This is a genomic window from Colwellia sp. 6_MG-2023, from assembly GCF_030547765.1.
Classification (GTDB): domain Bacteria; phylum Pseudomonadota; class Gammaproteobacteria; order Enterobacterales; family Alteromonadaceae; genus Colwellia.
This window is the reverse complement of sequence record NZ_JAUOPP010000018.1, coordinates 68,167-94,695: the sequence shown is the minus strand read 5'-3', so window position 1 is coordinate 94,695 and position 26,529 is coordinate 68,167. Positions and strand designations below refer to the sequence as shown.

Annotated in this window: 23 protein-coding genes; 11 read left to right on the top strand and 12 right to left on the bottom strand. The window is 36.2% G+C overall.

From position 1 onward, the window contains the following. Positions 1-215 precede the first annotated feature (215 nt). Positions 216-962 carry a glutathione peroxidase gene (locus tag Q4503_RS12475; protein ID WP_215973946.1) on the bottom strand — a complete coding sequence of 249 codons (747 nt, stop codon included), beginning with the start codon at positions 960-962 and terminating at the stop codon, positions 216-218. A 346-nt stretch (positions 963-1,308) separates the two neighbouring features. On the opposite strand from Q4503_RS12475, the gene Q4503_RS12470 reads away from it, so the two are divergent. Beyond that, positions 1,309-1,704 carry a hypothetical protein gene (locus Q4503_RS12470; RefSeq protein ID WP_215973947.1) on the top strand — a complete coding sequence of 132 codons (396 nt, stop codon included), beginning with the start codon at positions 1,309-1,311 and terminating at the stop codon, positions 1,702-1,704. 79 nt (positions 1,705-1,783) lie between these two features. Next, positions 1,784-2,515: a DNA/RNA nuclease SfsA gene (gene sfsA / locus Q4503_RS12465; RefSeq protein ID WP_303602467.1), complete on the top strand. Its 732-nt coding sequence runs from the start codon at positions 1,784-1,786 to the stop codon at positions 2,513-2,515. A 92-nt stretch (positions 2,516-2,607) separates the two neighbouring features. On the opposite strand, the gene Q4503_RS12460 is transcribed toward sfsA, so the two are convergent. Beyond that, positions 2,608-3,261 (bottom strand): response regulator transcription factor, encoded by a 654-nt coding sequence (locus tag Q4503_RS12460; RefSeq protein WP_215973949.1) that lies wholly within the window; start codon positions 3,259-3,261, stop codon positions 2,608-2,610. After that, a complete protein-coding gene (locus tag Q4503_RS12455; RefSeq protein ID WP_215973950.1) occupies positions 3,251-4,654 on the bottom strand; it encodes a cache domain-containing protein in 1,404 nt (467 codons plus the stop codon). The genes Q4503_RS12460 and Q4503_RS12455 overlap by 11 nt, the downstream gene beginning before the upstream one ends. 293 nt (positions 4,655-4,947) lie before the next feature. Between Q4503_RS12455 and Q4503_RS12450 the strand changes: the two genes are divergently transcribed. From Q4503_RS12450 to Q4503_RS12430, 5 genes are all read left to right on the top strand, one after another. Continuing rightward, positions 4,948-6,009 carry a TRAP transporter substrate-binding protein gene (locus tag Q4503_RS12450; RefSeq protein WP_252727613.1) on the top strand — a complete coding sequence of 354 codons (1,062 nt, stop codon included), beginning with the start codon at positions 4,948-4,950 and terminating at the stop codon, positions 6,007-6,009. A gap of 62 nt (positions 6,010-6,071) precedes the next feature. Continuing rightward, entirely contained in the window at positions 6,072-6,590 is a 519-nt protein-coding gene (locus Q4503_RS12445) for a TRAP transporter small permease subunit (protein ID WP_215973952.1), read from the top strand. Beyond that, positions 6,590-7,870, top strand: coding sequence for a TRAP transporter large permease subunit (locus tag Q4503_RS12440; protein ID WP_215973953.1), 1,281 nt, complete (start codon positions 6,590-6,592; stop codon positions 7,868-7,870). The genes Q4503_RS12445 and Q4503_RS12440 overlap by 1 nt, the downstream gene beginning before the upstream one ends. Before the next feature lie 43 nt (positions 7,871-7,913). Next, positions 7,914-8,945: a porin gene (locus Q4503_RS12435; protein ID WP_303602466.1), complete on the top strand. Its 1,032-nt coding sequence runs from the start codon at positions 7,914-7,916 to the stop codon at positions 8,943-8,945. Between the two features lie 68 nt (positions 8,946-9,013). Next, positions 9,014-9,349, top strand: a complete 336-nt coding sequence (locus Q4503_RS12430) for a hypothetical protein (protein WP_215973955.1) — start codon at positions 9,014-9,016, stop codon at positions 9,347-9,349. 50 nt (positions 9,350-9,399) lie between these two features. Here Q4503_RS12430 and Q4503_RS12425 read toward each other — a convergent pair whose 3' ends face one another. Further along, positions 9,400-11,493 carry a beta-propeller domain-containing protein gene (locus tag Q4503_RS12425; protein WP_303602465.1) on the bottom strand — a complete coding sequence of 698 codons (2,094 nt, stop codon included), beginning with the start codon at positions 11,491-11,493 and terminating at the stop codon, positions 9,400-9,402. 313 nt (positions 11,494-11,806) lie between these two features. On the opposite strand from Q4503_RS12425, the gene Q4503_RS12420 reads away from it, so the two are divergent. From Q4503_RS12420 to Q4503_RS12405, 4 genes are read left to right on the top strand one after another with little or no spacing between them, the layout of a single operon-like run. Next, a complete protein-coding gene (locus Q4503_RS12420; RefSeq protein WP_303602464.1) occupies positions 11,807-12,691 on the top strand; it encodes a MipA/OmpV family protein in 885 nt (294 codons plus the stop codon). After that, positions 12,681-13,070 (top strand): DUF3019 domain-containing protein, encoded by a 390-nt coding sequence (locus Q4503_RS12415; RefSeq protein ID WP_215973958.1) that lies wholly within the window; start codon positions 12,681-12,683, stop codon positions 13,068-13,070. Before Q4503_RS12420 ends, Q4503_RS12415 begins: the two co-directional genes overlap by 11 nt. Further along, positions 13,070-13,801, top strand: coding sequence for a response regulator (locus Q4503_RS12410; RefSeq protein WP_215973959.1), 732 nt, complete (start codon positions 13,070-13,072; stop codon positions 13,799-13,801). Before Q4503_RS12415 ends, Q4503_RS12410 begins: the two co-directional genes overlap by 1 nt. 15 nt (positions 13,802-13,816) lie before the next feature. After that, positions 13,817-15,112, top strand: coding sequence for an ATP-binding protein (locus Q4503_RS12405; RefSeq protein ID WP_303602463.1), 1,296 nt, complete (start codon positions 13,817-13,819; stop codon positions 15,110-15,112). 203 nt (positions 15,113-15,315) lie between these two features. On the opposite strand, the gene Q4503_RS12400 is transcribed toward Q4503_RS12405, so the two are convergent. The 8 genes from Q4503_RS12400 to mutL form a co-directional block, all read right to left on the bottom strand. Further along, positions 15,316-17,388, bottom strand: a complete 2,073-nt coding sequence (locus Q4503_RS12400) for a TonB-dependent siderophore receptor (protein WP_303602462.1) — start codon at positions 17,386-17,388, stop codon at positions 15,316-15,318. 276 nt (positions 17,389-17,664) lie between these two features. Further along, entirely contained in the window at positions 17,665-18,960 is a 1,296-nt protein-coding gene (locus Q4503_RS12395; RefSeq protein WP_303602461.1) for an adenylosuccinate synthase, read from the bottom strand. A gap of 420 nt (positions 18,961-19,380) precedes the next feature. Then, the gene (gene hflC / locus Q4503_RS12390) at positions 19,381-20,262 is read right to left on the bottom strand and encodes a protease modulator HflC (RefSeq protein ID WP_303602460.1); all 882 of its coding nucleotides are present in this window, start codon (positions 20,260-20,262) and stop codon (positions 19,381-19,383) included. A 3-nt stretch (positions 20,263-20,265) separates the two neighbouring features. Next, the gene (gene hflK, locus Q4503_RS12385; protein WP_215973964.1) at positions 20,266-21,426 is read right to left on the bottom strand and encodes an FtsH protease activity modulator HflK; all 1,161 of its coding nucleotides are present in this window, start codon (positions 21,424-21,426) and stop codon (positions 20,266-20,268) included. A 149-nt stretch (positions 21,427-21,575) separates the two neighbouring features. Then, positions 21,576-22,868, bottom strand: a complete 1,293-nt coding sequence (gene hflX / locus Q4503_RS12380; protein ID WP_215974027.1) for a ribosome rescue GTPase HflX — start codon at positions 22,866-22,868, stop codon at positions 21,576-21,578. 143 nt (positions 22,869-23,011) lie between these two features. After that, entirely contained in the window at positions 23,012-23,257 is a 246-nt protein-coding gene (hfq, locus tag Q4503_RS12375; RefSeq protein WP_215973965.1) for an RNA chaperone Hfq, read from the bottom strand. A gap of 320 nt (positions 23,258-23,577) precedes the next feature. After that, on the bottom strand, positions 23,578-24,477 hold the full coding sequence (gene miaA, locus Q4503_RS12370) for a tRNA (adenosine(37)-N6)-dimethylallyltransferase MiaA (protein WP_303602472.1): 900 nt from the start codon (positions 24,475-24,477) through the stop codon (positions 23,578-23,580). Between the two features lie 83 nt (positions 24,478-24,560). Further along, positions 24,561-26,495: a DNA mismatch repair endonuclease MutL gene (gene mutL / locus Q4503_RS12365; protein WP_303602459.1), complete on the bottom strand. Its 1,935-nt coding sequence runs from the start codon at positions 26,493-26,495 to the stop codon at positions 24,561-24,563. Positions 26,496-26,529: the final 34 nt, after the last annotated feature.

The following is a 26,529-nucleotide window of genomic DNA, read 5'->3' as shown; positions in this document are numbered from 1 at the left end:
GTTTTACGTCAAAACTTTAAACTAGATTGAATATACGTGCTAACTAACAATAATTAATATTATAACAAAAATACATCAAAAAAAGGCACCACACTTTTAAACAAGTTAAAAGATATGATGCCTTTAGTTGACTGAATAAACAGAAATAACAAGCTAGGAGTTATTTAACGCTTATTGCTCAAACTATAGAGCTTAGTATTGCAAACAATGGATGCTTAAGAGAAATACTTCTCTAAATCATCTGCACCGCCAATATGTTTTCCGTCAATGAAAACTTGTGGCACAGTGTCAGCATTAGTGATTGCTCGCATAGCTGAAATACTAATTTCATCGCCTAAGGTTAATTCATCAAAAGCTAAACCTTGTTTAGCTAATAATGTTTTAGCTCTAGCACAGTGTGGACAACCTGGTTTTGTAAACAAACTAACTTTCGTTGTTTGAACTGCTTCAGGGTTAATGTAAGCAAGCATAGTGTCAGCATCAGAAACTTCAAACGGGTCGCCTGGTAAATCAGGTTCAATAAACATTTTTTCAATAACACCGTCTTTAACTAGCATAGAATAGCGCCAGCTACGATTACCGAAACCAATAGCATTTTTAGCAACAAGTAGACCCATACCATCAGTAAAGTCACCATTGCCATCGGGGATAAAACTAACATTTTCAGCATCTTGATCTGCAGCCCAAGCGTTCATCACAAAGGTATCATTGACTGATACACAAATAATTTCATCTACGCCATTTTGCGCAAATTTACTTGCTAGCTCATTGTAACGCGGTAAATGCGTTGACGAACAAGTTGGTGTAAAAGCGCCAGGTAATGAAAAAACAACAACGGTTTTTCCAGCAAAAATTTCTTGGGTATCGCGTTCACTCCAACTGCCATTAACGAACATTGGAAATGTTACTGAAGGAACTTTTTGACCTTCTTTATTTTCGAAATTTGCATTTTGAGCAGACATTTGTATTCCTTATTTGATACTAATTTATTTAAATTTACATGTTGGCATTTAATGAAGCTATTATTTAGTAAAAAGCATAATAATTAAAGTGATTTAAATAGATACTCTTAATCTAAAAAACAAATACACGATAATTATACTAATAACTATTGTAATAACACTCTGTATATTTACAAGGCTGATCGACCAGAGAATATCATTTGATATGTAACAGAAAAAATATTCAAGAGGAACAAGCTAAATTCTCTATTAACTTGCAATAGCAATAAAATATGCTTACTTGGCAAATAGCGATAAAGTTGCTATCAATAGTGCACAATAATATTAGCGTAAAGTAGACACTATAATGCAATTACCGGAAGACGGAGTTTATACTATTGAGCGGCAAAGTAATATTTTACTTATTGATATACAAGGCGCTTTTAATGACACTGTTTCTGAACAGTATCACCAAGATATAAAAATTATTACCGAAAAAATGAGTGATGAGCCTTGGGCTTCTTTAATTTCTTTTCAAGATAACAGCCTTTTTACCCCAGAAGCAGAACAAAAATTGGTTGAAACAACAGAATATCGTGTTGATAACGGCATGATTGCAATTGCTGCTGTTATTATTAATAGTGCACATGCTGATATTTTACAAATGCAATTACAACGCGTATATCAAAGCTGTTCTATTCAATTTAATTTTTTTAGTGATATAAAGCCTGCTCGAAATTGGCTAAATAGTTTTATAAACTAAAGACTTCACCTTTGTTAACAGCACTTTTTATCGTAAGCTTTATACTAAGTTGATTCCATTTATTAGATAACGTTTACCTATGCAATTATCCTTACAACCTGCTACCTTAATTAAGCGCTACAAGCGTTTCCTTGCTGATGTGACATTAGCAGATAACTCACCTATTACAATGCATGTTGCCAATACTGGTGCGATGACTGGTTGTGCTGAACCTGAAGATACGGTTTGGTATAGCACATCTACTAATCCTAAACGTAAATATCCCCACAGTTGGGAGCTAACACAAACTAAAAAAAATCACTTTATCTGTGTGAATACGATTCGAGCAAATGAACTAGCAGAAGAAGCAATTCTCAATGGTACGATTACAGAATTACAAGACTTTACAAAATTAGAAAGAGAAGTGAAATACGGGGAAGAAAATAGTCGTATAGATATTTTATTAAGTAATCCTAATAACGCTAATATTACTGGCACTATAAAAGCGAAAACCTATATTGAAGTAAAAAGTGTTACTCTACTTGATGGCGATCAAGGCTACTTTCCCGATGCCGTTACAGCTCGAGGACAAAAACATTTAAGAGAGCTAATGAGTATTGTAAAAAGTGGTCATCGAGCCGTATTATTATTTACCGTATTACACACAGGCATCACAAGTTTTAAAGTTGCCGCACATATTGACCAAAAATATGCTGACTTACTACAAGAAGCGATTGAATCAGGAGTTGAAGTATTGATCTATAAAGCAAAAATAGACTCTGAAAACATATCATTATCTGAACAACTTTTTTATAATCAAGCATTCGAATAATTACGTATTTTTATGAGCAATAAAATACTGTTAAGTTTGTAAATAGCCCTTTTACAGAACACTTAACAATATAAGATCAATAAACTTTAGGGCTATTTGTTTTTTTCAATCAAGCCATGGTTAACGGCGTATCGTACTAATTCTGCTAGCGTTTCGACTTTTAATTTCGTTTTTATATTTCGACGATGCGCATCAACGGTTCTAAAGCTAATATCTAGCTTACGGGCGACTTCTTTGCTTGATAAGCCACTCGCCACATGTGAAAGAATAACTTGCTCACGTGTGGTTAACCTTTCATTATCAGCTTGCATTGGATTTTCAATTAACATTTTTGAGATAGAGCTACTAAAATGAGTATTACCTTTAGCTACCGCTTTGATCGCAAAGTAAACTTCTTCAGACGAGGTATCTTTGAGCACATAACCACTAGCGCCAGCATCAATAGCACTTCGAACAAATTCTGGTCTATCATGCATACTAAAAATAAGTACACGCGTCTCTGGAAGTTGCTCTGATATGATCTCAGTCGCATCGATTCCGTTCATTTTCGGCATACTTACATCCATGATAATAACATCAGGCTTTAACTCTTTTGCTTTACTTAAAGCCTCAGCTCCGTCATCTGTTGCCCCCACAATTTCAATATCATCATAAAATGCTAAACATGCCGTTAAACCACCTTGTACCATAGGGTGATCATCAACAAGCATGACAGAAATTTTTGACTTATTATTATTATCTATCATCGTCTTTCGTTCTTATTGTTGCTGCGTTGAAATGATTTACAAAACTAGCCATTGGTATTTTGACGGTAATAAGTGTACCTTTTTTCGATGATTTTATGTCAAACTCACCTTTATGATATTGAACTCTCTCAGCTAAATTTCTTAAGCCAATGCCTTCATAGGAAGTATTATTATTTTCAATATCAAAGCCTTTACCGTCATCTTTTATTGTTAATATTAGCCAGTCATCCTGTATTGATAAACTTATAATAACACTTTTGGCCTCTGCGTGTTTTTGAATATTCGTTAAGGTTTCTTGCACCACTCTGAAAAGGGTGGTGTTGATAAAGTCAGGTAATAATTTTCTTAATGTAGGTTTGAATACTTGAATCGCTACACCAGTCCGTTTAGAAAAATCTTGCGCGATAGACTCGATGGCAACAGATAAGCCTAATTCGTCAAGTACTTGCGGGTGCATATGATGAGAAATTCTGCGTACTTCTTGAATAGCGAAAGCGAGATTTTTTTCCGCATGCGTAAGCGGCTCTGGTTTTTCTTGTTTATTTTTAAGTAGCGTCAACCGAGTTGCTTCTAAAGAATATTTTATGGAAACCAATATTTGAATAATACCGTCGTGTAACTCTCTCGATATATGACGATTTTCTTCTTCTTGAACATCAATAACTCTTTGGCCTAATTCATTTATTTTTTCTTCAGCCCTTTTCTTATGACTAAGGTTGACCGCAATACCAAAGAGAAAAATAAAGAAGATAGAGGATAGTGCGACCACTAAAATAATTTTTTTGGTTCTGTTGATATGTCGGCTAATTTCATTTTTAGTTTCATTGAGTTGTTTATATACGTCATCTAAATAAACGCCTGTTCCTATCATCCAATCCCAACGCTCTATCATGGTTGAATAACCCATTTTTTCTGAAGGTTGACCTTCCGATGGTTTTGACCAGTTGTAGCGATAAAAGTCGCCACCTTTTTGCGCATTTTTTATTAATACTTGAATGATCATTTCACCGTTGTCATCTCTTAAATCCCACCAGCTTTGACCAACTCGATTAGGCTGTTTGGGATGAACGACACTATTGCCATTGGTATCATAAATAAAGAAGTATCCATCGTCTCCGTTATAGAGCATATTTTCAACAATATCCGCCACTACGCCTTTTACTTTATCGTCATTATTTTTGTCTATAGGGTACATATGCTCTACAGAAGTAAGCGCAATAGAAGTGTAATTTTTTAGCTCTTGCTCTTTTTGTTTTATTAAAAAGATTTCAAGCTCTTTTACTGTTTTCACCGAAAGCTCTCGATACTCATTAGAAACCAAATAATAAGTAATGATTGAGGTCAAAATCACCTGAAAAATAGCAATATATAAAAGTCGTAGTGGTAGTGTCATAATTTACCTTTGTTATTTAATCAAGGAATCTTCTTGTTGATTATTATAAAAGAATGCAAATAACCATTTGTATTCGGCCGGTCAACTATCATCACAAATATTAGAAGACTTTACTATCAACTGATACTGAACACGTACTATTACCTACGTATTAATACCTAGTATAGATCGTATAACTAGGTAGGTAAGTAAGTGTTTATACGAATAGTTAACATGCCCCATTTTTGCGAGAGTATACGAACTTTAATAAGCGTATTAAACGCAAAATGGGGAAGATTACAATGTCAAAATCAATGATTATAAAAGCGTTGTTAGTTGCATCAGTTGCATTTTCTGGACTGGTAAATGCTGCTGGCGATGAGAAAGTTAGATGGCGATTAGCTGAAACATGGGGGCCTAATTTCCCTATCTTCGGTGATGCACCAAAAAATATGGCGAAGTTAGTAAAAGAATTATCTAACGGTCGTTTCACTATTCGAATCGATTCTGCTAATAAGCATAAAGCTGCTTTTGGTATATTCGATTTTGTTAAAAATGGCCAATACCAAATGGGTCATTCAGCATCATATTATTGGAAAGGTAAAGACTTTAACACTATGTTTTTTACCACGGTTCCTTTTGGTATGACAACGGCTGAACAATACGCCTGGTTCTACCATGGTGGCGGTATGGAGCTAATGAAGTCGGTTTACGACAAATACGGCATTATGTCGTTCCCTGGTGGTAACACAGGTAACCAAATGGGTGGTTGGTTCCGCAAAGAAATCAACACGGTTGAAGATCTTCAAGGTTTGAAAATGCGTATTCCAGGTTTTGCTGGTGAAGTATTAGCTAAGTTAGGTGCTAAACCTACTAATATTCCATCAGGTGAGCTATACACAGCATTAGAACGTAATACCATTGACGCGTTAGAATGGGTTGGACCTTCATTAGATTTACGTATGGGCTTCCATAAAATAGCACCATACTATTACACTGGCTGGCATGAGCCTGCAACTGAACTTCAGTTTATGGTAAACCAAAAAGCTTATGATAAATTACCTGAAGATTTACAAAAAATATTAGTTGCAGCAATGAAGTTAGCGGCATACGACATGTATACCCAATCAACGCATGAAAGTGGTAAAAACTTAGCAACAATCCAAAAAGATTTCCCTAATGTGAAAATGCGTACATTCCCTAAACCAGTAATGGACGCAATCCAAGTTGCTAACAGTGAATTACTTGCTGAATTTGCAAGTAAAGATCCTAAAACTCAAGAAATTTTAGACTCAATCAAAAGCTACCAAGAACAAGTACGTGCTTGGACAAACTTCTCTGACCGTGCCTACTTAGACAGCTTTAGCGCTAAGTAGAACGTCCCTCTAATCTATAGTTACTTACTTTGCTTAAGTAAGTAACTATGGAGGTTATTATTATGAAAACCTTATTAAATATCCTTGAAAAATTTATCAACGCTGTTGGCTCGCTCTGCAGTGTATTAATGATCTTGATGATTCTGAACGTCTTTTACGATGTGGTAATGCGTTACTTCTTTAATGATGTCAGTATTGCAATGCAAGAGCTTGAATGGCACCTTTATGCGGCTATGTTTATGTTCGGTATTGGCTATACATTGAAAGAAGATGGCCATGTCAGAGTTGATGTTATTTACGATCAACTGTCTAAAAAATCACAAGCTATCATTAATATCGCCGGCTCTTTATTATTTGCCTTACCATTTACATTATTAATTTTACATTTCAGCTGGGACTATGCACTAGAAGCCTACACTATGGCTGAAGGCAGTGCAGATCCGGGTGGATTACCTCATCGCTGGATTATCCGTAGTGTTATTCCTGTTTCATCTATTTATTTACTCGTTTGTCTTTTATATGTAGTGCTCACTCAAATTAAAAGCCTTTCAACTCTTGTTCCAGAAAAAGGAGAGAAATAATGACGGGTTTAATTTTATTTGTCGTCGCTTTACTATTTTTATTCTTTGGCTATTCAGTTGCTTTTACATTTGCTGGCGTATCAGTATTGGTGGGTGTACTTGCCTTAGGCTTAGATCTTTTTTCATTTATGCCGTACCGCATTATGAGTGTAATGGAGAATACCACCTTAATGGCAATTCCTATGTTCGTTTTCATGGGGATCGTTTTGCAAAAAACGGGCTTAGCTGAACGTTTACTAGAATCTTCAGCGAAGCTGTTTGGTAGTATTGCTGGTGGTGTTGCTATTTCAACGATTATTGTTGGTGCTTTATTAGCGGCTTCTACCGGTGTTGTTGGCGCGAGTGTTGTGGCAATGGGGGTTATATCTTTACCAGTAATGCTTAAGAATAAATATCATGAACCTACTGCGGCTGGTGTTATTTGCGCCTCAGGTACTTTGGGTCAAATTATTCCACCTTCAATTATTTTAATTATTCTTGGCGATGTGATGGGTGTTCCTGTTGGCGACTTATTTAAAGCTGCTGTACTTCCAGGTATGTTACTCATTGTTGTTTACACCATTTATATTTTAGTTTTAGGTAAAGTTAAACCTGAATATTGTCCTCCTATGGAGATCACTGAAAGTAAAGCTGAACTTTTAGTGCAAGCGACAAAAGATATTATTCCACCATTATTACTTATCGTAACGGTTTTAGGATCTATTTTTTCAGGTATTGCAACGCCAACAGAGTCTTCTGCCATTGGTGCTTTAGGCGCAGTTGTTTTAGCTGTTTTCTATCGTAGTTTTTCTTTCAAGAAATTAAACGATGTATCTAAAGAAACAGTAAAAGTAACATCGATGATCTTCGCTGTACTAATTGGTGCAACTGCATTTTCTATGGTATTTAGCTACTCGGGTAGTGAATATATTGTTGAAGAGTTCTTCTTAGACTTACCTGGCGATAAGTGGACATTTTTATTGATGTCTATGTTAGCGATATTAATTTTAGGTTTCTTTATCGATTTTATTGAAATAGCGTTTTTAGTTGTACCTATTTTGGTACCTGTCGCTATGGTTTTAGAAATAGATTTGGTGTGGTTTGCCATTTTAATTTCAATGAATTTACAGACATCCTTTTTAACACCACCATTTGGCTTTAGCCTTTTCTATCTAAAAGGTGTAGCGCCGCCCTCACTTAAAACAACAACAATATATAAAGGTGTAATTCCTTTTATCCTAATGCAGATAATGGTTCTAGCACTGGTCTTATTTTTGCCTGAATACTTTATCTTCACATAAGAAAAACATAATAAAAAACATAAAAAAAATTGGGGATATGATAATGAAAAAAACAGCACTCTTTTTAGCAATTGGCAGTTCTTTATTGGTGACAAATTCAGCTATAGCTGATGTATCAGTTTACGGACGAATTACTTACAATATGCTAAAAGATGATACCTCGAAGGATGTATATTTTGGTCGTCATGAATTTGCAGAATCAAATTTTGGCCTTAAAGGCACATTTGATTACGGTAATGTAAAGTTTGGTGCTCAGTTAGAGGTTGGTTTAGATGAAGGCGTTTCTAATGTCCTTCACACTGAGGGAAATTCACGTACACGTATCCAAGAACTATCTATAGCCGGTGATTTTGGTAAAGTAAAATTAGGTACAGGTGCGGGGATTACTTGGATTATTTCTGATGTTGATCAATCAGGTACTTGGTGGTCAGATCCATTAGGGATGAGTCAGCGTTTTGGTGCAAGTCGTCGCGGTCCAGCGGCTGAGAGTCAAACACCACTTGTACAAGCTCAGTCTATTTTTAATGAGCGTATTATTTATGAATCACCAACCTTTTTAGACGGTGCTAAATTCTACGCCCAAATGAGTGAAGCGAGCGGCTACGAGGTGGCAATTAAATATGTCGCTAATGGATGGCGAGTAAATATTTGGAATGTGGATTACGGTGATGTTGATCGTGATGATGACCCACAAGCAAATATAGATGAAAATTCTACAGCAGGCTTCTTAGGCGCAACAGAAGGCCGAGGTATACTTGCTGGTTATAAACATTCATCTGGTGTTAACTTTACTGCTACTTATGGCACAGCGGATCAGGTTGATGACAGTACAAGAGAGTATCTCAACTGGAAATTAGGCTACACCAAAGATAAACATGCCGTCAGTATTAGTATGGGTAATTACAGCTCTGAAGATGCTGCAGGCGTATCTGGTGCTGACCATACTCGTACAACATTAGCGTATAACTTTAAACCCTTAGCTGGTGTACAATTATGGGCACAAGCAACAAAAGGCGATACTGATGATCAAGAATCTTTTAACGCTTTAGTTTTAGGTGGTTTAGTTAAGTTTTAATCATTATTAATTAAAGGGTAGCATGGTATTTTACCTGCTATCCTTTACTCGTTATTTGGAGAAAAACGATGAAACATACGCTAGGTATCGCTATTACATTATTAACTATAAGTTCTGCTACATTAGCTGATAATGAAATGGAAAAAGAGCCAGGACTATTTACCGGTAAAAAAGGAGCATTTACCATACTAAAAACTGATAACCTTACCGCTGAAGCACAGCCTCAAAAGCACGCTGAACAACAAGGCAACACTTCTGTAGAAGATATCATCCCTACTGCACCGGCATTATCAAAGAAAGCTGAGTTCGCTTTATTCAAAAAATGGAAAGAACATAAAGAAAATAATACTGCACAATACCAAGAATTTTTATTGTGGTTAGAATATAAAGAAATTAGCCACTAATTATTATAGTGGCTACTCTTCATATAACTCATAGTAACGAGGTTTAGCGCTTAAAATGGGCCAGTAGTTAATTCCGGCGTTTGCCAAAAACTTTTCCAAATATTATTACCATGCAAATAATAAATATCATCACCATGGAATATTGCTCGGTCATCCCAACCAGAAATATATGTTGGCTCTAATGCCATAAGAGCATTCACACTGCCCTTATCAACTAATAAGGCATCGGTATCATCACCTGTAACCTCAATAAGTTGTAACGCATTATCTCTAGTCCAAATATCTATCTCATTACCTGTTTCAAGATTCACTACCGTTTCTGTCAACCATTTTTCAACGGGTAAACCAAAACGATGTGTGCCATTTGGCATTTTTAAGTAAGTCAGTGCATGATAATTATATTCAACAGGCGTATAACCATCCTTATAAACAATCGAATTAATCTCAAGAGGATTATTCATATTACTAACATCGAATAAACTAATTTTAGCTCCTTCGATAATAGGGATACTTTCTGCACTATCAATCGCGATAGCATCAATGAACACCATTCTATTAGGATCAACATTCTGCCCGATACCCACTAACAAGTTATCAGAGATCGGATGTAAATAAGAAGAGTAACCTGGAATTTCGAGCGCACCTGCTATCTTTAATTGTTCTGTGTCACTAAGATCAAGTACATATAGTGGATCAGTATCTAAAAAGGTAACAACAAAGGCTTTGTTTTCAAAAAAACGAACAGCTTTGATATCTTCTTGTACGATACCCTCATTATTTACTTTACCTATCTTATTTGGGTAGGTGTCATTCGGAAGTTGCGCAACAAGCTTTAACTGGTTGCCTGATGGACTAAGAATATTTAGGCGATGCTCATAACCAACACTTTGATTACCTTTAGTGGTAACAACCCTTAAATTATTGTCTTTTTCACTAAACCTAAGGTTTGATAACCCCCAATTAAAACGACCATCTAATGTACCAGAGGCAACATAATCAATATCCTGTTTCGCAATTGAAAATTTATGAATAATAGATGTTTCTGTCGTTTGGTTATTTTCATATTGATAATCCGTGCCATATAAATAGACAGACGTAGGCGTAGCATAAAGCCCTGATACTTGCGTGTTGATGCAAACTGAAGAGATGCTATCAGGTTGAGTTAAATCAACGGTTGTTAAGGTTACAATACCATTAAAACCGTCTTTATCGGTTGAGTTTGCTGGTAAATAACAATTTTCTGGTTCAACTAAGTTACTGGTATTACCTTCTGAATCTGTTAACTGTGGGAGAAAATCACTAATATTAGACGCAAATACATGTTGATAATTTTCCAGTTTTTCAGCGTCAGTTGTTGCATAAGGAAGTCCTGAAACATAAGGTGAGAAACTACTCACAATATACAACACATTATCGACACGTCGACTATCAATGATAGAACCATCCATAGTATAAGAAGTTGTTATATTAGGTGCTGCTTGATTGCTAACATCTAATAACGACAAATTGAAATTTTGTTCTGTAGGAAAGAACAGATCAATAGCAATAGTTGAAGTTAGCATGCTATTAGCAATAGAGTAATCATAAATATTCGACAATACAGCCAGTGTATTTTCTCTCAAATATAAGCTATTAATCGATGAAGCGGCTTTGCTTACCACAGTGTTGGACATTTCCCTAAGGCCACCTTCTTCATTGCGTTGCACAATGCGTATTGATGTTTTTGATGTCTCTTGAGTCGCTCCTTGCTGTTGATAAGAGTCATCATTGGCAATATACATATATTCGCCGTCATATTTTAAGCGGTCACCTTCAGCTACCCCAGCTTCTTGGTTGATCGTCAATGAATAATTACTTTGTTGACCGCCTTCATTACTTATCGATTCAGTAGCGTTGGCAGTATCAGCATTAATGGGCTCTAAAAAACCAGTTTTTTGAGTACTATTAAGATAAACCCCATTTTTTAAATGGTGCTCAAAATCTGTTGGATTTGCAGCTTTTAAAGGAGTTAACGCTATAGACATATCATTAAGCGAAGGAACTACTTGAATATTTTCTTCAACAGGTGCTTCTGTTTTTTCATCGCTACCACAACCGACTAACAGAAAAAAATAACCGAGAAGTATTAGCTTTTTATCCAACATTTTGTTCTCCATGTAATTCATATATAATTTATACTAATGAACATTATATAACGTAATTAATACTTACTGGATTTTTTATATTGTTATTAAATGCAACCAAATGTAATTGGATGTAATTGAAGCTAGCAATAGTGTCAAACCGTGGTAAATTATACAGTAATGTCGCTCAAGATACCTCTTTCATAAATCATGAATAAAAACGTATCTTTTATTACTGGTTATACCCCTTAAACTTATATTTGGATCGATTTATTCAAATGTTTACCAAGGCTAGCTTGAGTGTATATACTCTAAACCAAAGGTAGCTTATTACTTGAAATATTTTTTTTTACTCTTATTACTCTTTAGCCAATATTGCCGAGCTGATTGTAATCAAGAATCTGACCAGTGTGCAATTGTTGGAGAATGGAATTTTGCAGTTTCAGTAGGCGCTGGTGTCTATACTAATCCTCTAAATGGTGGTGATAATACTCCTTTAATCCTTATTCCTGAAATCAGTTACTATGGTGAGAAAATATTTTTTGAAAATAACACCTTAGGTTATACCTTATTTAATGGTCAACAGTTGGTTGTCAGTACAATTATCCAACTAAACCATGAAAAAGCTTACTTTACCCGCTGGCATCCTCAAAATATTTTTTTAGACAGTAGTGCTCCAAGTAATATTGTTGATAAGGATGAAGTAGACAATGCTGAGGGCAACAATGACAATGACAGTATTATACCAGAAATTACTATTGACGATGTTTCAAGTAAACGCTGGGCTGTAGATAGTGGCATTCAGTTAAATTGGTTTATTGATTCAAGCACTGATGTTGAAGTGCAAATTCTCCACGATATAAATAATGTCTATAACGGGTTTAATGGCCAATTTCAATTAAATCGGATGCTAAAATTTGAGCAGTTACCCAATACAAGAATGTCATATAGCTTTGGTACGAATGTTAACAGTAAAAACTTAGTCGATTATTTCTATGGCGTACCACCAGCACAAGCACAAAATAAAACCCAAGCCTATCAAGGGAAATTAAGTATTAACCCTTACTTCCGCTTAGCGCTAGTACATCAAATATCTGCAGATTGGAGCGCAAAATTTAATGTTAAACGTGTATTTTTAGATAGTAATATGACTGATAGTCCTTTAGTAAAAGATAATCATATTAATACTATTTTTGCAGGAGTCACCTATGACTTCTAGCAATGTTAAAAATATTCTTGGTTTTCTGATATTAAGTAGTTTGTCACAATCAGTAGCCGCATATTCAGACACAAAATTAGTCATTAAACCTACGGTTTGTATGGTAAAAAAGCTTGGCGATACCTGTAAAATGACAGTAAAAGTAGCCTGGCAAAGCGAGCAGTTAATCGATGCTTGCCTGTTTCAAAATGATTTACGTTTAACTTGTTGGCAAAATGCTCGTGATATTAATACAGATATCGAAATTTATCTTGATCAAAATATGCAATTTACCTTAAAAAACGATCAACAAATATTTGCCAACCAAAACGTAAAAATTAATACGGCAATACCGAATAAATATCGTCGTCGGTTACGTGCAAATTGGAGCTTTTTCTAATGGGACATATATTACTTGTCGAAGATGATTTACGTTTAGCTAATCTTATTGCTAAATTCTTGAAACAAAATGGTTTTCAAGTATCGATGCTTCATCAAGGAGATAATGTTGTCAATTTTCTACAAAAACACTCTCCAGATTTGATTATTTTAGATGTCATGCTACCCAAAGAAGATGGTTTTTCTGTTTGCCGTAAAATTCGTAATAGCTATGCTCAGCCAATAATATTTCTAACTGCAAAAGACAGCGATTTTGATCATGTACTGGGTTTAGAAATAGGTGCCGACGATTACATCATCAAACCTGTTGAACCTCATGTGCTTCTAGCCAGAATAAACATGCTGATGCGTCGTAAAAAACACAGTGAAAAAATGTCAGTAGACAATTTAACCTTTGGCCAATTGAGTATATTTAAAACATCGCGACAAGTAACATTATCATCTGAGCCAATTGAGTTGACTAGCCACGAATTTGAACTACTTTGGTTATTGGCAATTAATGCGGGGGAGCCACAAAGTAGAGAGTATATTCATAAGCAAATGATCGGTCGAGAATATGATGGTTTAGATAGAAGTGTTGATGTTAGAGTCTCGCGCTTAAGAAAAAAGCTAGGTGATTGCACTAAAAATCCATATCGTATTATTACTGTTTGGGGTAAAGGTTACTTGTTTAGTAGTAGTGCTTGGGAAGAAAACCATGCTTCTAACATACAACCCAATGATAACCACTAGGCTGGTAGCATAATTTTGAATCGCCTTTTCATCAATTTATACCTAGTTATAATCATCGGTTTATTATCAATTAATTGGCTATCTGAGCAACTTTGGTTGCACTTTGTTGATGCAGAAACTCCCGCTAATCAACAATGGCATCACCTTGAAAAAGTGGCAAAATTTTTACCTTTATTACATCAAGAAAAGTCGCAATCAACTGGTTCAACAATCAAACTCCTTAGCACAGCACTTGAAGTACCAATAGTAGTAGCCCCCATGAGTGACTTTTCTTGGCTCAGTGAACAAGAAGAAAAATTATTATCAGGAAATATAGTATTAAATTATGATGAACAAGATAACGTTATTCTCTATGTTAAAATTTTAGATAGCCCAACTGTTTACCAACTAGGACCATTCACTAGAAATAACCAGCTAGAAACTCATAATCAACACTTCAAGTGGATTTTCTTATGTATTTCTTACTTATTACTCGCCGGTGTTATTGCCTTATGGACTAGACCTTTATGGCGAGACTTAAATCAACTGACCGATATGGCTGGAGATATTGCCAATGGTAAGCTGGATGTCGATGTATCGACAAATCACCACTCTCCAATCAAGCAAATTGTCATCACCTTTAAAGATATGGCTCATCGAATTATTCGTCTATTATCGGATCAAAAGCAATTGGTTAATGCAGTTTCTCATGAATTACGTACCCCCTTATCAAGACTTAAATTCTCTCTCGCTATGCTTGAAGGGGCAAACGAAGCGCAGCGTAAAGATATGGCACAAGATGTTAGTGAGATAGAAGCACTGATTGATGAAATGTTAAGTTACGCCCGTTTAGAAAATATTAATCAAGATATTAAAAAGTCACCGGTGGAATTAACAGCGTTAATAACTCATCAAGTCTACAAGTTGCATAGGCTTGATGATTTGCAAATAAAATGGCAAACACCTAAACCCTGTTATTATCATTGTAATGAACACCTGCTTGAACGTGCACTACAAAACTTATCAACCAACGCTCTACGTTATGCGAAAAGTACGATTGAAATAAGCTTATTAGTATCCAAACATCACATAGAAATAATCGTTGAGGATGACGGACCAGGAATTGTTAAAGAAGATAGAAGCAAAATATTTAAACCTTTCTTTCGATTAGAATCGCACCGCAATCGCAGTGAAAACCAAACAAAAGGGGGCTATGGTTTAGGCCTTGCAATTGTTCAAAGAATTTGTGAATGGCATAAAGCAAGCTGTACGCTAAGTGATTCGACGTTAGGTGGATGTAAATTTGTAATCACTTTACCTAAAGTAACCTGAGCTCGGTTTAATAAATTAAAAACATCTTAAACCGAGTTCAGGTTAAAGTAACTTAATAACGACATCGATTACCACCTGGATTTAGAGCATTAGAACACCTAAACTATGCTGGCAAAAAAAAGCATAGCCGGTTACCCAGACTATGCTTTATTTTCTAACACTAAAAATTTTAATATTAATACTTTGTAGTTCAGGTCACTTACTTAAAACTTGTAACTTATGCCAACTTCTAATGAGCGCTCTGGACCAACATAAATACCTTGGCGTAAACCAGTAATGTAACGTTTATCTGTCAAGTTCTTTACAGCGCCAAATAAACGTAAATTATTAGCTAAATTATATTGTGCCGTTAGATCTAACAACGTATAAGATGGCATTAAACCACCCCAAATTCCGCCTGCCGCATCTGTTGGGATCTCTTCAATATTACTCGCATCACCATATTGTTCGCCTCGATGATGAACAGTTAAGGCTGTGCTTAAGCTTTCATATTGGTAGTTCAATATAAGATTAGCGACTATTTTTGGCGCATACGGTAATCGATTACCTTGGTTTTCACCACTTTTAAACTCTGAAGTAGGAACCCAAGTAGCGTTAGTATCAATACTGAAACCACCACCCAGGTTATAGCCTAGCATGAACTCCATACCTAAATGCTCAGTTTCACCACCGTTAGACTGTGATAAGTTTGGATCGCTGTTACCCGTCACTACCTGATTACTGAAATCCATAGCAAAGGCAGCAACTTCATAATTGATATCGCCCTTATTACCACGAAGCCCTAATTCATAATTAGTTGAACGTTCGCCATCTAAATCTTGATCGGTAAGACCATCAAGTGCCACACCATTAGAAGCAGGTGAAAATGCACGATATACGCCACCATAAACCTGTGCTGAGTCGCTTAGGTTATAGGTTACCCCAACACCTGGTAAAACTTCAGTATTGGTCGTTTTAGCTGTGCTATTATCTTCAGTTAATATCAGACGCTTTTGCTCGTATGATTCAACTCGTAAGCCTGGAGTAATCGCAAAACGTTCACTTACTTCAATACGTGTTTGTGCATGTGCAGCATAACTGTCTGCAGAATCAATTCTATGTCGATCATTAACACCTGTGCGATCAGCAGCGCGTGTAGCTCGGATTCGCGTATCATTTGATTCTTCTTGCATAAAGCGTAAGCCGAACTCACTATCTGCTGTCAGACCAAATAACTGATGATCGAGTGTTAAGCGAGTTTCTATACCCACACGTTCGAATGAACGGTTATTACCCGTTAACGTGTCTTGATAAACCCATCGTCCAGCATCGTTTGAAGCATCAGTATCAACATCATAACGCCAATAATCACGGCTTACTTCACTCCAATACACTAACGTTTTCAAAGTAGCTTGCTCAGAAATAGCTAACTCATGGTTAATATCAAACGCGGTACGATCTGTTAAAAATTTATCATCTGCTCCTGGGTTGTAATCAGCACCAGCTAAATAATCATCCTTTAACAAACCACGATAAGAAATATCAGCATCATTTTCATAACGTGAAATTTTAAGACCAATTTTTTGACCATTAGCTAAAATAACACCAGCCTTAGCCATAACATCAGTCATTTCATAGCCTTTATCCATAAAACCATCACTGGTAGCATGTGTTGCCACAACACCAGCAAAAGCATCACCTGATTCGTTCTTGCCACCAGCTTCTAAGCTGATTTCTTGCATATTAAACGAACCAGCTCGACCTGTCAGCATAACACCATCATCAGGTGTTTTTGTTTGATAGTTTACTACACCACCAATAGTTGATGGACCATAGCGAAGTGACGATGAGCCTTTCAATACTTCAACTTGCTCTATGCGTTGAATACGAGGATTGAAGTAACGCTCATTACCAATAAATAAGCCAGGTGCTACAGGAACACCATCTTCTAACATAAGAGATTTAGATTCACTCGCAGATAAGCCACGAATACCAAAGTTGGCCACAATTGAGGTTTCTTCTTCACTTTTAGTGTTTATACCCGGAATACGACGTAAAATATCTTCAGTAGATAGTGGTTGAATTTTCTCAATTTGTTGACGATTTACCACTACAACAGATCCGGTATGATCTAATATTACCGAATTGGCATTACCTACCACATCAATAACTTCCATTGCTGGCATAATTGTTTGGCTTTCGTTTTCTTCACCACCACCTTGCTGTTCAGCAACTGTATTTAATGATACTAAAGCTAATGTAATTGCTAGCGATAGCGATGACTTTGTGGTCCGCATAATGAATATCCCCTAAAAATTTAAATATACTTGTAATAAATGAGCGCAATTAGAGCATAAAACAAAATGCGAATCAATATCATTGGCCTTGACTTTAGCTATAAATAAGTAAGTAGATAAGTACGATGAAACAACACTAATGCTCGCAAGGAATAACAAGCTAGCTAATTACATTACACTTTTTAAAAATTTAAAAAGACAAAAAAAAACCTGTCAGTATTTCACTGACAGGTTTTAACCCTAAGGTTTATGCGATTAAAGTAATAAGTTTCGTGATTAAACGAACGGATTAACTTTAATAATAGTTTCGTTACGATCTGGACCAGTTGAAATAATATCAACAGGAATACCAGTAACTTCTTCAATGCGCTTAATATAAGCAAGGGCATTAGCTGGTAAATCATCAACTGATGTTGCACCAACTGTATTTTCAGTCCAACCTGGCATTTCTTCATATACCGGTGTGATCTTATCGTAACCTTCAGCAGCCGTTGGCGGCACAGTGATAATATCGCCTGATTCAGTTTTATAACCAGTACAAATTTTTAAGGTTGTTAAACCGTCAAGCACATCAAGTTTAGTTAAACAAAAGCCTGTCACACTATTAACTTGAACTGCACGATGCATTGCAACAGCATCAAACCAACCACAACGGCGTTCACGGCCCGTAGTTGCTCCAAATTCATGGCCAACAGTACCTAAATGATTACCAATTTCATCATCTAACTCTGTAGGAAATGGGCCTGAACCAACACGAGTAGTGTAAGCTTTAGTGATACCAAGAATATAATCTAAGTGACGTGGACCAAAACCACAACCAGTAGCAACGCCACCAGCCGTTGTATTTGAAGATGTTACATAAGGATATGTACCATGATCAATATCAAGTAATGTTCCTTGAGCCCCTTCAAACATAATAGAGTCGCCTGCAATACGTGCTTGATCTAAGATTTCTGAAATATCAGCAGTCATCTTTTTAATCGTATCAGCAACAGCAAGTGCATCCGCAAGTACTTCTTCATAATTCACTGGTTCAACTTTATAATAGTTAACCAACGAGAAGTTGTGATATTCAACAATTTCTTTTAATTTAGCAGCAAAGGTCTCTGCACAAAATAAATCACCAACACGTAAACCGCGTCGTGCAACTTTATCTTCGTATGCTGGACCAATACCACGCCCTGTTGTACCAATAGGCTTATTACCGCGTGCAACTTCACGAGCAGCATCTAACGCATTATGGTAGGGAAGAATTAGTGGACATGCATCACTAATAAGTAAACGTTCACGAACTGGAACGCCCTTAGCTTCCAACATGGTAATTTCTGTCATTAAAGCTTTAGGACATAAAACTACACCGTTACCAATAAGACATTTTACGTTATCACGTAATACACCTGATGGAATTAGATGAAGTACGGTTTTTTCACCGTCTATCACTAAAGTATGGCCTGCATTATGTCCGCCTTGATAGCGAACAACATATTTTGCTTTATCGGTTAGTAAGTCAACGATCTTACCTTTACCTTCGTCACCCCATTGGGTACCTAGAACAACTACGTTTTTGCCCATTTTTGACTATTTCATAAGAAAATTAGGCGGGGATTCTAACAAAAATCAAATTGTAGTCCAAGAACAAATAACTGTTTATTTAATAATTATAAAAATAGCCTTTGATGTTAAGGGCTTATCTTTATTCTTTTTTAACTAATATTATGAACTATTGTGATAAACATAGCTTAAAAATCGTAAATATAAAAAACGCTAACATCATATTGCGGCTGTTTATCAATGTGTCTCGCTATTTTAGCCCGCAACATTTTATACATTTGATAATAAATCAAGTAACCTGAGCTCGGCTTAATATATTCTTCGCTAACAACTACTTTTACTTGGTCTATCCTTTGCTCATACTTTCGTTGTGGATATAAAAAAGCCAGCAAAAATGCTGGCTTTATAGATAAACAAACTCAAAGTAATTTTACTCTCAGATTATTTGTTTGAACCGTCTTTTAAATAGTGGAAAAAGTCACTATCAGGTTTAACAACCATGATATCACTTTTGCTATTAAAGCTATTCTCATAAGCTTCTAAACTACGATAAAAACGATAGAACTCAGCATCTTTACCATAAGCAGATGCATATATTTTAGATGCTTCTGCATCACCCTCACCACGTGTAGTTGAAGCATTCTTTTTCGCTTCAGCTAACATAAGAGTAACTTTAGCATCAATCGTGGCACGAATTATTTCCGACTGCTCTTGACCTTGTGATCTATGTTCTTTTGCTACAGCAGTACGTTCAGCACGCATACGATCATAAATAGAGTTGCTAACCTCAGTAGGTAAATTAATAGCTTTAATACGTACATCTACCACTTCAATACCAAGATCTTCACGGCTACTTTCTGCACTTTCTAATGCTTGTTTCATTATTGCATCACGATCACCTGACACGATTTCTTTAATCGTTCTATTACCAAATTCAGTACGAAGACCATTGTTTACTTTCTGCTTTAGTAAGGCACGAGCATTTTCAACTGAACCTGATGTACGTAGGTAATAAGTAGAAAAATCAATAATGCGCCACTTAACAAAAGAGTCAACCATTAAATCTTTTTTCTCTGATGTTACGAAACGATCTGGCGCTTCATCTAACGTCTGAATACGTGCATCTAGCTTACGTACCGATTCAATAAATGGAATTTTAAAATGTAAACCTGGTTCAAATACCAACATTTGGTCCGATACCGAATCACGTTTAATTTTTGAAAACTGGAACACAATACCACGTTGACCTTCATAGATAACAAACATAGAAGACACAACTAAGATAAATACTAATGCGACAATAGCAATAATAAAGTTTTTCATAATCTAGTTACTCCCATTATTGAATCTATCACTTCGACCAGAAGTTGATGGTGAAGAGTTCACACTTGGCTGCTCTTGTGGCTGTGAGTATGGTTGAGGCGTTGTGCGCTGAGTAGTAGATTGCTGCTGCATAATTTTATCAAGTGGTAAATACATCATATTATTTCCACCATCAACATCAACCATTACCTTACTGGTATTACTATAAACTTTTTCCATCGTTGCAATATATAAACGCTGGCGAGTCACTTCTGGTGCTGCTTGATACTCAGGTAGAATTTTTTCAAAACGAGCAACTTCACCTTCTGCATCTAATACAATTTGTCCTTTATAGGCAAGCGCTTCTTGTTCCATACGTTTCACACGACCACGAGCACGAGGTTCAATGCCACGCGCATAAGCTTCAGCTTCACGTAAAAAACGTACTTCATCTTCTTGTGCAGCAATAGCATCATCGAATGCATCTTTCACTTCATTAGGCGGACGAGCATCTTTAAAGTTAACATCAACAATAATCAAACCTAAATTAAAAGGCTCTATAATTTCTTCAAGCTCTTTCCACACAGATTGGCGAATAATTTCTCGACCACTAGTTAGAATGTCATCCATTTTTGCATGGCCAACAACGTAGCGTAACGCACTATCAAGCGATTGATTCAAACTATCGTCAGCATTAGTAACACTAAATACATAATTACGTGCATCCATCACACGGTATTGAATTTGCATTTCAACTTGAACAACATTTTCATCTTGCGTTAGCATAAAACCTGATGACTGCATTTCACGCGTACTTTGCATATCGATAGGGATAATACGGTCAACAAAAGTCCACTTCCAGTTAATCCCTGGATCAACTGTGCCAGCATACTGGCCAAAACGCAGTACTATGCCTTTTTCTGCTTCTTTGATCGTATAAAAACCACTAAATGCGTAAACAACTATTGCAATAATAAGTACTAAACTTATACCAATAGTAGACATGCTTTTACCTGAGGGTGATGACCCTCCTGAAGAATTTCCGCCACCTTTGCCTCCAAAGATGCCACTGACTTTTTTACCTAAATCATTAAGTAACTCATCTAAGTCTGGTGGGCCTTGGTTCTTACCACCTTTATTTTTCCAGGGGTCTTTATCATTATTCCCCGGTTCATTCCAAGCCATGTATTTCTCCGCTAGGTTAGTAATTATTAAAATATTTATTGATGATTCTATCAAATAAATTCAAGTTTATGATAAAACGATCGCTTTTATAAGACTCAATATGAGTATTAACACATTAATTTACAATATATGCCCTATTGAAGTTGAAATTAGGGTTTTAATTGGACATATTGTTCAATGTCATTGCCTTCTTGTTTGACTAGTCGATTCCATTCTCGTTTAGGTAGTTTTAAATTAAGATGACAGTTACCTTCATCATCATAATGCTCATTTTGAATACTGTTTAATCGATATAATATTCCACGAAGTTTTCCCGCTGTTGGCGGAATAACTAACATAGTTTCAACTATTTGACTTCCTAGACGTTCAGTCAGTGCGGTAAAAAATAAATCAATACCAATATTAGCTTGAGCTGATAGCCAAACTCTTATGGGCCGCCCTTGATAATCTCGGTCTATTCTAGGAGCAACATCATCTAAATTATCAATTTTATTACAAATAATTAATTGTGGAACTTCATCTGCTTCAATTTCAGATAAAACATGCTCCACCTGTTCAATATTTTCACTTCGCCTATCATCTGAAATATCCACCACATGAATTAATAGCTCAGCTTCACGGGTCTCTGTTAATGTCGCTTTAAATGCAGCAACTAAATCATGAGGTAAATGACGAATAAAACCAACGGTATCAGCTAAAATTACACCACCAATACCCTCAAGCTCAATTCGTCGCAAGGTTGGGTCAAGTGTTGCAAAAAGTTGATCAGCGGCATAAACATCTGATGCCGTTAATAGATTAAATAGCGTAGACTTTCCTGCATTAGTGTAGCCAACTAACGATATTGTTGGCAATTCAGCACGCGTTCTTGAACGTCTGCCTTGTTGTCTTTGTCGTTCAACCTTTTCTAAACGTTTACCAATCATCACCATACGTTCACTTAATAAACGTCTATCGGTTTCTAATTGCGTTTCGCCTGGTCCACGTAAACCTACACCACCCTTTTGGCGCTCTAAGTGAGTCCAGCCACGAATTAATCGACTACTCATATGTCGTAATTGTGCTAATTCAACTTGTAACTTACCTTCGTGTGTACGCGCTCGCTGCGCAAAAATATCAAGAATAAGTGAAGTTCTATCTACTACACGGCACTGGCATAAAGCTTCAATGTTTTTTTCTTGGGAAGGCGATAAACTATGATTAAATAGCACAACATTAGCGTCAAATAAACGAACAGCTTCTGCTATTTCTTCGGCTTTTCCTGAGCCAACAAAAAATTTAGGGTGTGGAGTACTACGTTTACCAGAAATAACGGTTAACGCGCTTACGCCTGCAGAAGAAACTAACATTTTAAATTCAGTTAAATCTTCACGGGTACTTTCATCTGGGAAGTCGAGGTGGACAAGCACTGCTTGTTCACCTGCTTGATAACGGTCAAACAACTGCATTAAACCTTAGAAATAATGACTGTCGAGACAGGATAAAAAAATTCTCTAAAAAGTCACATTCAAATAACGCGAATACCAACCTATGCGTAAAAGATAAGTTGTTCTGAGTAAAATTTAGCACCAAAATATAAGTAACTTTACTCTTCTGACTCTGACTGATTAGCCGCCGGTGCTGTGTTTACTGCACGTGCTGGTACTACGGTTGAAATAGCATGTTTATATACCATTTGACTAACGGTATTCTTTAATAGAATCACAAATTGATCAAATGATTCTACCTGCCCTTGTAGTTTAATACCGTTGACTAAATAGATTGCAACTGGAATACGATCACGACGTAACGCATTCAAAAATGGGTCTTGTAAAGATTGACCTTTTGCCATTTTATGGCTCCTTTTTCTTATTATTAAATAAAAGTTATTAACCAAAATTATTTTTGATTAATGATAATTTTTGCTATTCCCCAATACATAACCAGTTAATTATACATCAATATTTTAATATTGCTTAATGATTACCAGTATATTTATCTTTATTGAGAATATTATTGTAACTATTTACGTAGTGAAAACTGTCGCTAAACAGACAAAATATAGCTTTAACTAACCAATTATTGCTAAATAATGTGATACAACAACTGTTTTCACCTTTATTTAACCTAATAAAATGTCATTAAATTTTCATGTTTATTAGGTTTTTTATATCAATCACATTTACCAACGGCAGCTAACACTTTTGACAAATTCATTTCATCATCTGTTGTTAACCATTGCAATTCAGGCCAACTTCTAAGCCAGGTTAATTGGCGCTTAGCCAATTGCCTTGTAGCACACACACCTTTGAAAATCATTTCTTCATGATCATATTCACCGTTCAAATATTGCCACATTTGACGATAACCAACACAACGGATTGAAGGTAAATTTTCATGTAAATCATTGCGTTTTTTTAACTCAATAACTTCCTTTTCAAATCCTTGCTCTATCATTTGTTGGTAGCGCAACTCAATTCGTTCATGCAAAGTACTGCGCTCTTTCGGTGTGATGGCAAATTGTAATATATCGCCATCGAGCTTATTACCTTTAATTTGTGTCAATTGTGTCAAAGTATTACCTGTTAAGCGAAATACTTCTAATGCACGAATTAATCGTTGAGGATCATTTGGATGAATTCTTTGTGCCGAAACGGAATCAACTTGCGCTAATTGCGCATGCATTGCTTCCCACCCATGCTCTACAGCTTCCCTTTCTATCTGTTGACGCACTTCACTACTTGCCGCAGGTAGTGGTGAAATCCCTTCAATGAGACTCTTAAAATACATCATAGTTCCCCCAACTAACAAAGGAATACGATTATTAGCTCTGATACTCGCTATTTCAGCTAATGCATCATGACAGAAATCAGCAGCAGAGTAGCTTTGCGCTGCATCACGAAGGTTAATTAAACGATGAGGGTATTTCGATAATTCATCCGCGCTAGGTTTGGCTGTGCCAATATCCATATCTCGATAGATTAAGGCTGAATCAACGCTAATAATATCGCAAGGCAAAGCATCAGACAAAGCCATAGCTAATGCGGTTTTACCCGATGCTGTTGGCCCCATTAAACAAATAACAGGTGGTTGCTTGGCTACATTTTTTGTCGACACTAAATTGGAATCTCATGTTAACTATACTGGTAACTTAACTAATGTGTTACGTCCAACTCAGTAATAGATATTAATTGCTTAACTTGAGATGTAAGGTCTAGCGGGACAGATTTCAAGAGTACGGCATCTATTTTTTGTATTGATAGTGTTTTTTTTGCTTCTAGCCATAAAGCTTGGGCTTGTTCTTCACTATAGTGTTGAGCAACCATCACACTAGCTAGCGCAGCAATGATACTTTTATCACGCTCTTTTGGTTGTTTGTCACCGTGGTCAAATGATAATAATTTTTCAATAATTTTGATAAAACTTGTACTTACATCTTGTTCTCGTAATAAAGCTGGAAACTGTCGTATCTGTAATCGCCCTTTACTACCCTTATCGTTTACAGTCACAACAATGCCCGCTAACGCCAATTCAGCCTGATAGTGTTGTATTGCTCTCATTTGCTGCCCTGATAGTTTTATCACAACAGGCAATAATAAAGGTTGACTAATTAACCCTTTATTAGGTTTTGTTTCACTTAACTGCCAATGTAAGAGAATTTTATTTTTGTGTAATTGGTACGCTAAGGTGGCTAATGAAAGTAAGCGCAAACTGCTGTCTTGTTTGAAAATACCATATTGCCCTTGCTCAATAGCAATAAAGAACGTTTCAACATGGTGTTGGACTTTCAAAGCAGTAATCGGGTTCGAAAGTTCTCCCTCTGCAACCTTGTTTGTAGGTTCACTTTCATTATGTACTATTGGAGTCATCAGTTTTTGGTAATTTTCTACCGCAGACTTAGTTATTCTTGGACTAGTAGTATAATTATTGGTTGTCGCAGAACGCGGACTATATGCCTTTTCATTTATTTGTTGCGGGCTCATTTGAGCTAATGGTTTTATATAATCAGGACGATCATATTGCACACTTTCATGTATTGGTTCAACTTGATTCTCTACTGGCAGGTGCTCTTCCTGAAAATCTAACAGCTGATTATTTTCCATTAATGCTTTATGACACACAGAGTAAATAAAGTCATGAACATAGCGACTTTGATGAAAACGCACTTCATGTTTAGCTGGATGTACATTCACATCAACTTCACGGTGATCAAGAGTTAAAAACAACACAAATGCAGGATAAGTATCTGGTGGTAATAAGTCGGCATAGGCTTGACGAATCGCATGATTAATTAACTTGTCACGCATCATTCGGCCATTAACATAGCTATAACAAAGATCATTTTGATTACGTGCAAAGCTTGGTTTTGCTAACCAGCCAGAAAACAACATATCATCATGCTGACAGTGAACTTCTACTGCATGTTCAACAAACTTTTGACCACATACCATAGCAACACGCTTGGCACTTTGTGCTTTAGTCATTGCAGCGCGATATTGACGAATTATTTTTCCGTTATGTGTTAAAGAAAAACTAACGTCAAAACACGCCAATGCAATGCGCCTTATCACTTCATCAATATGATTAAATTCTGTTTTTTCAGTACGTAAAAACTTACGCCTTGCAGGTGTATTAAAAAATAAATCTAATACTTCGATAGTTGTACCATCGGGATGTGCGGCAGGTTGTATACTCACAGCCATATCACGACCTTCAGCACTCGCTTGCCATGCTGTTGCTTGGGCTTTAGGTTTAGACGTTAAAGTTAATCTTGCCACTGAACTGATACTTGCTAATGCTTCACCACGAAAACCGAGACTGTTTATCGCCTCTAAATCACTTAGATCTTTTATCTTACTTGTTGCATGACGACTTAATGCTAATGTTAATTCGTCTTTGGCAATACCAGCACCATTATCACTAATACGAATACGTTTAACACCACCTTTATCAACCTCAATATTTATATTGGTTGCGCCTGCATCTAAGCTATTTTCAACAAGCTCTTTAATAACTGAAGCAGGTCGTTCTACGACCTCTCCGGCCGCTATTTGGTTCGCTAATCGTGCTGGAAGTATCGCTATTGTCATGATTATTCTTATTTTTTAGGTTTTAAATTTACAA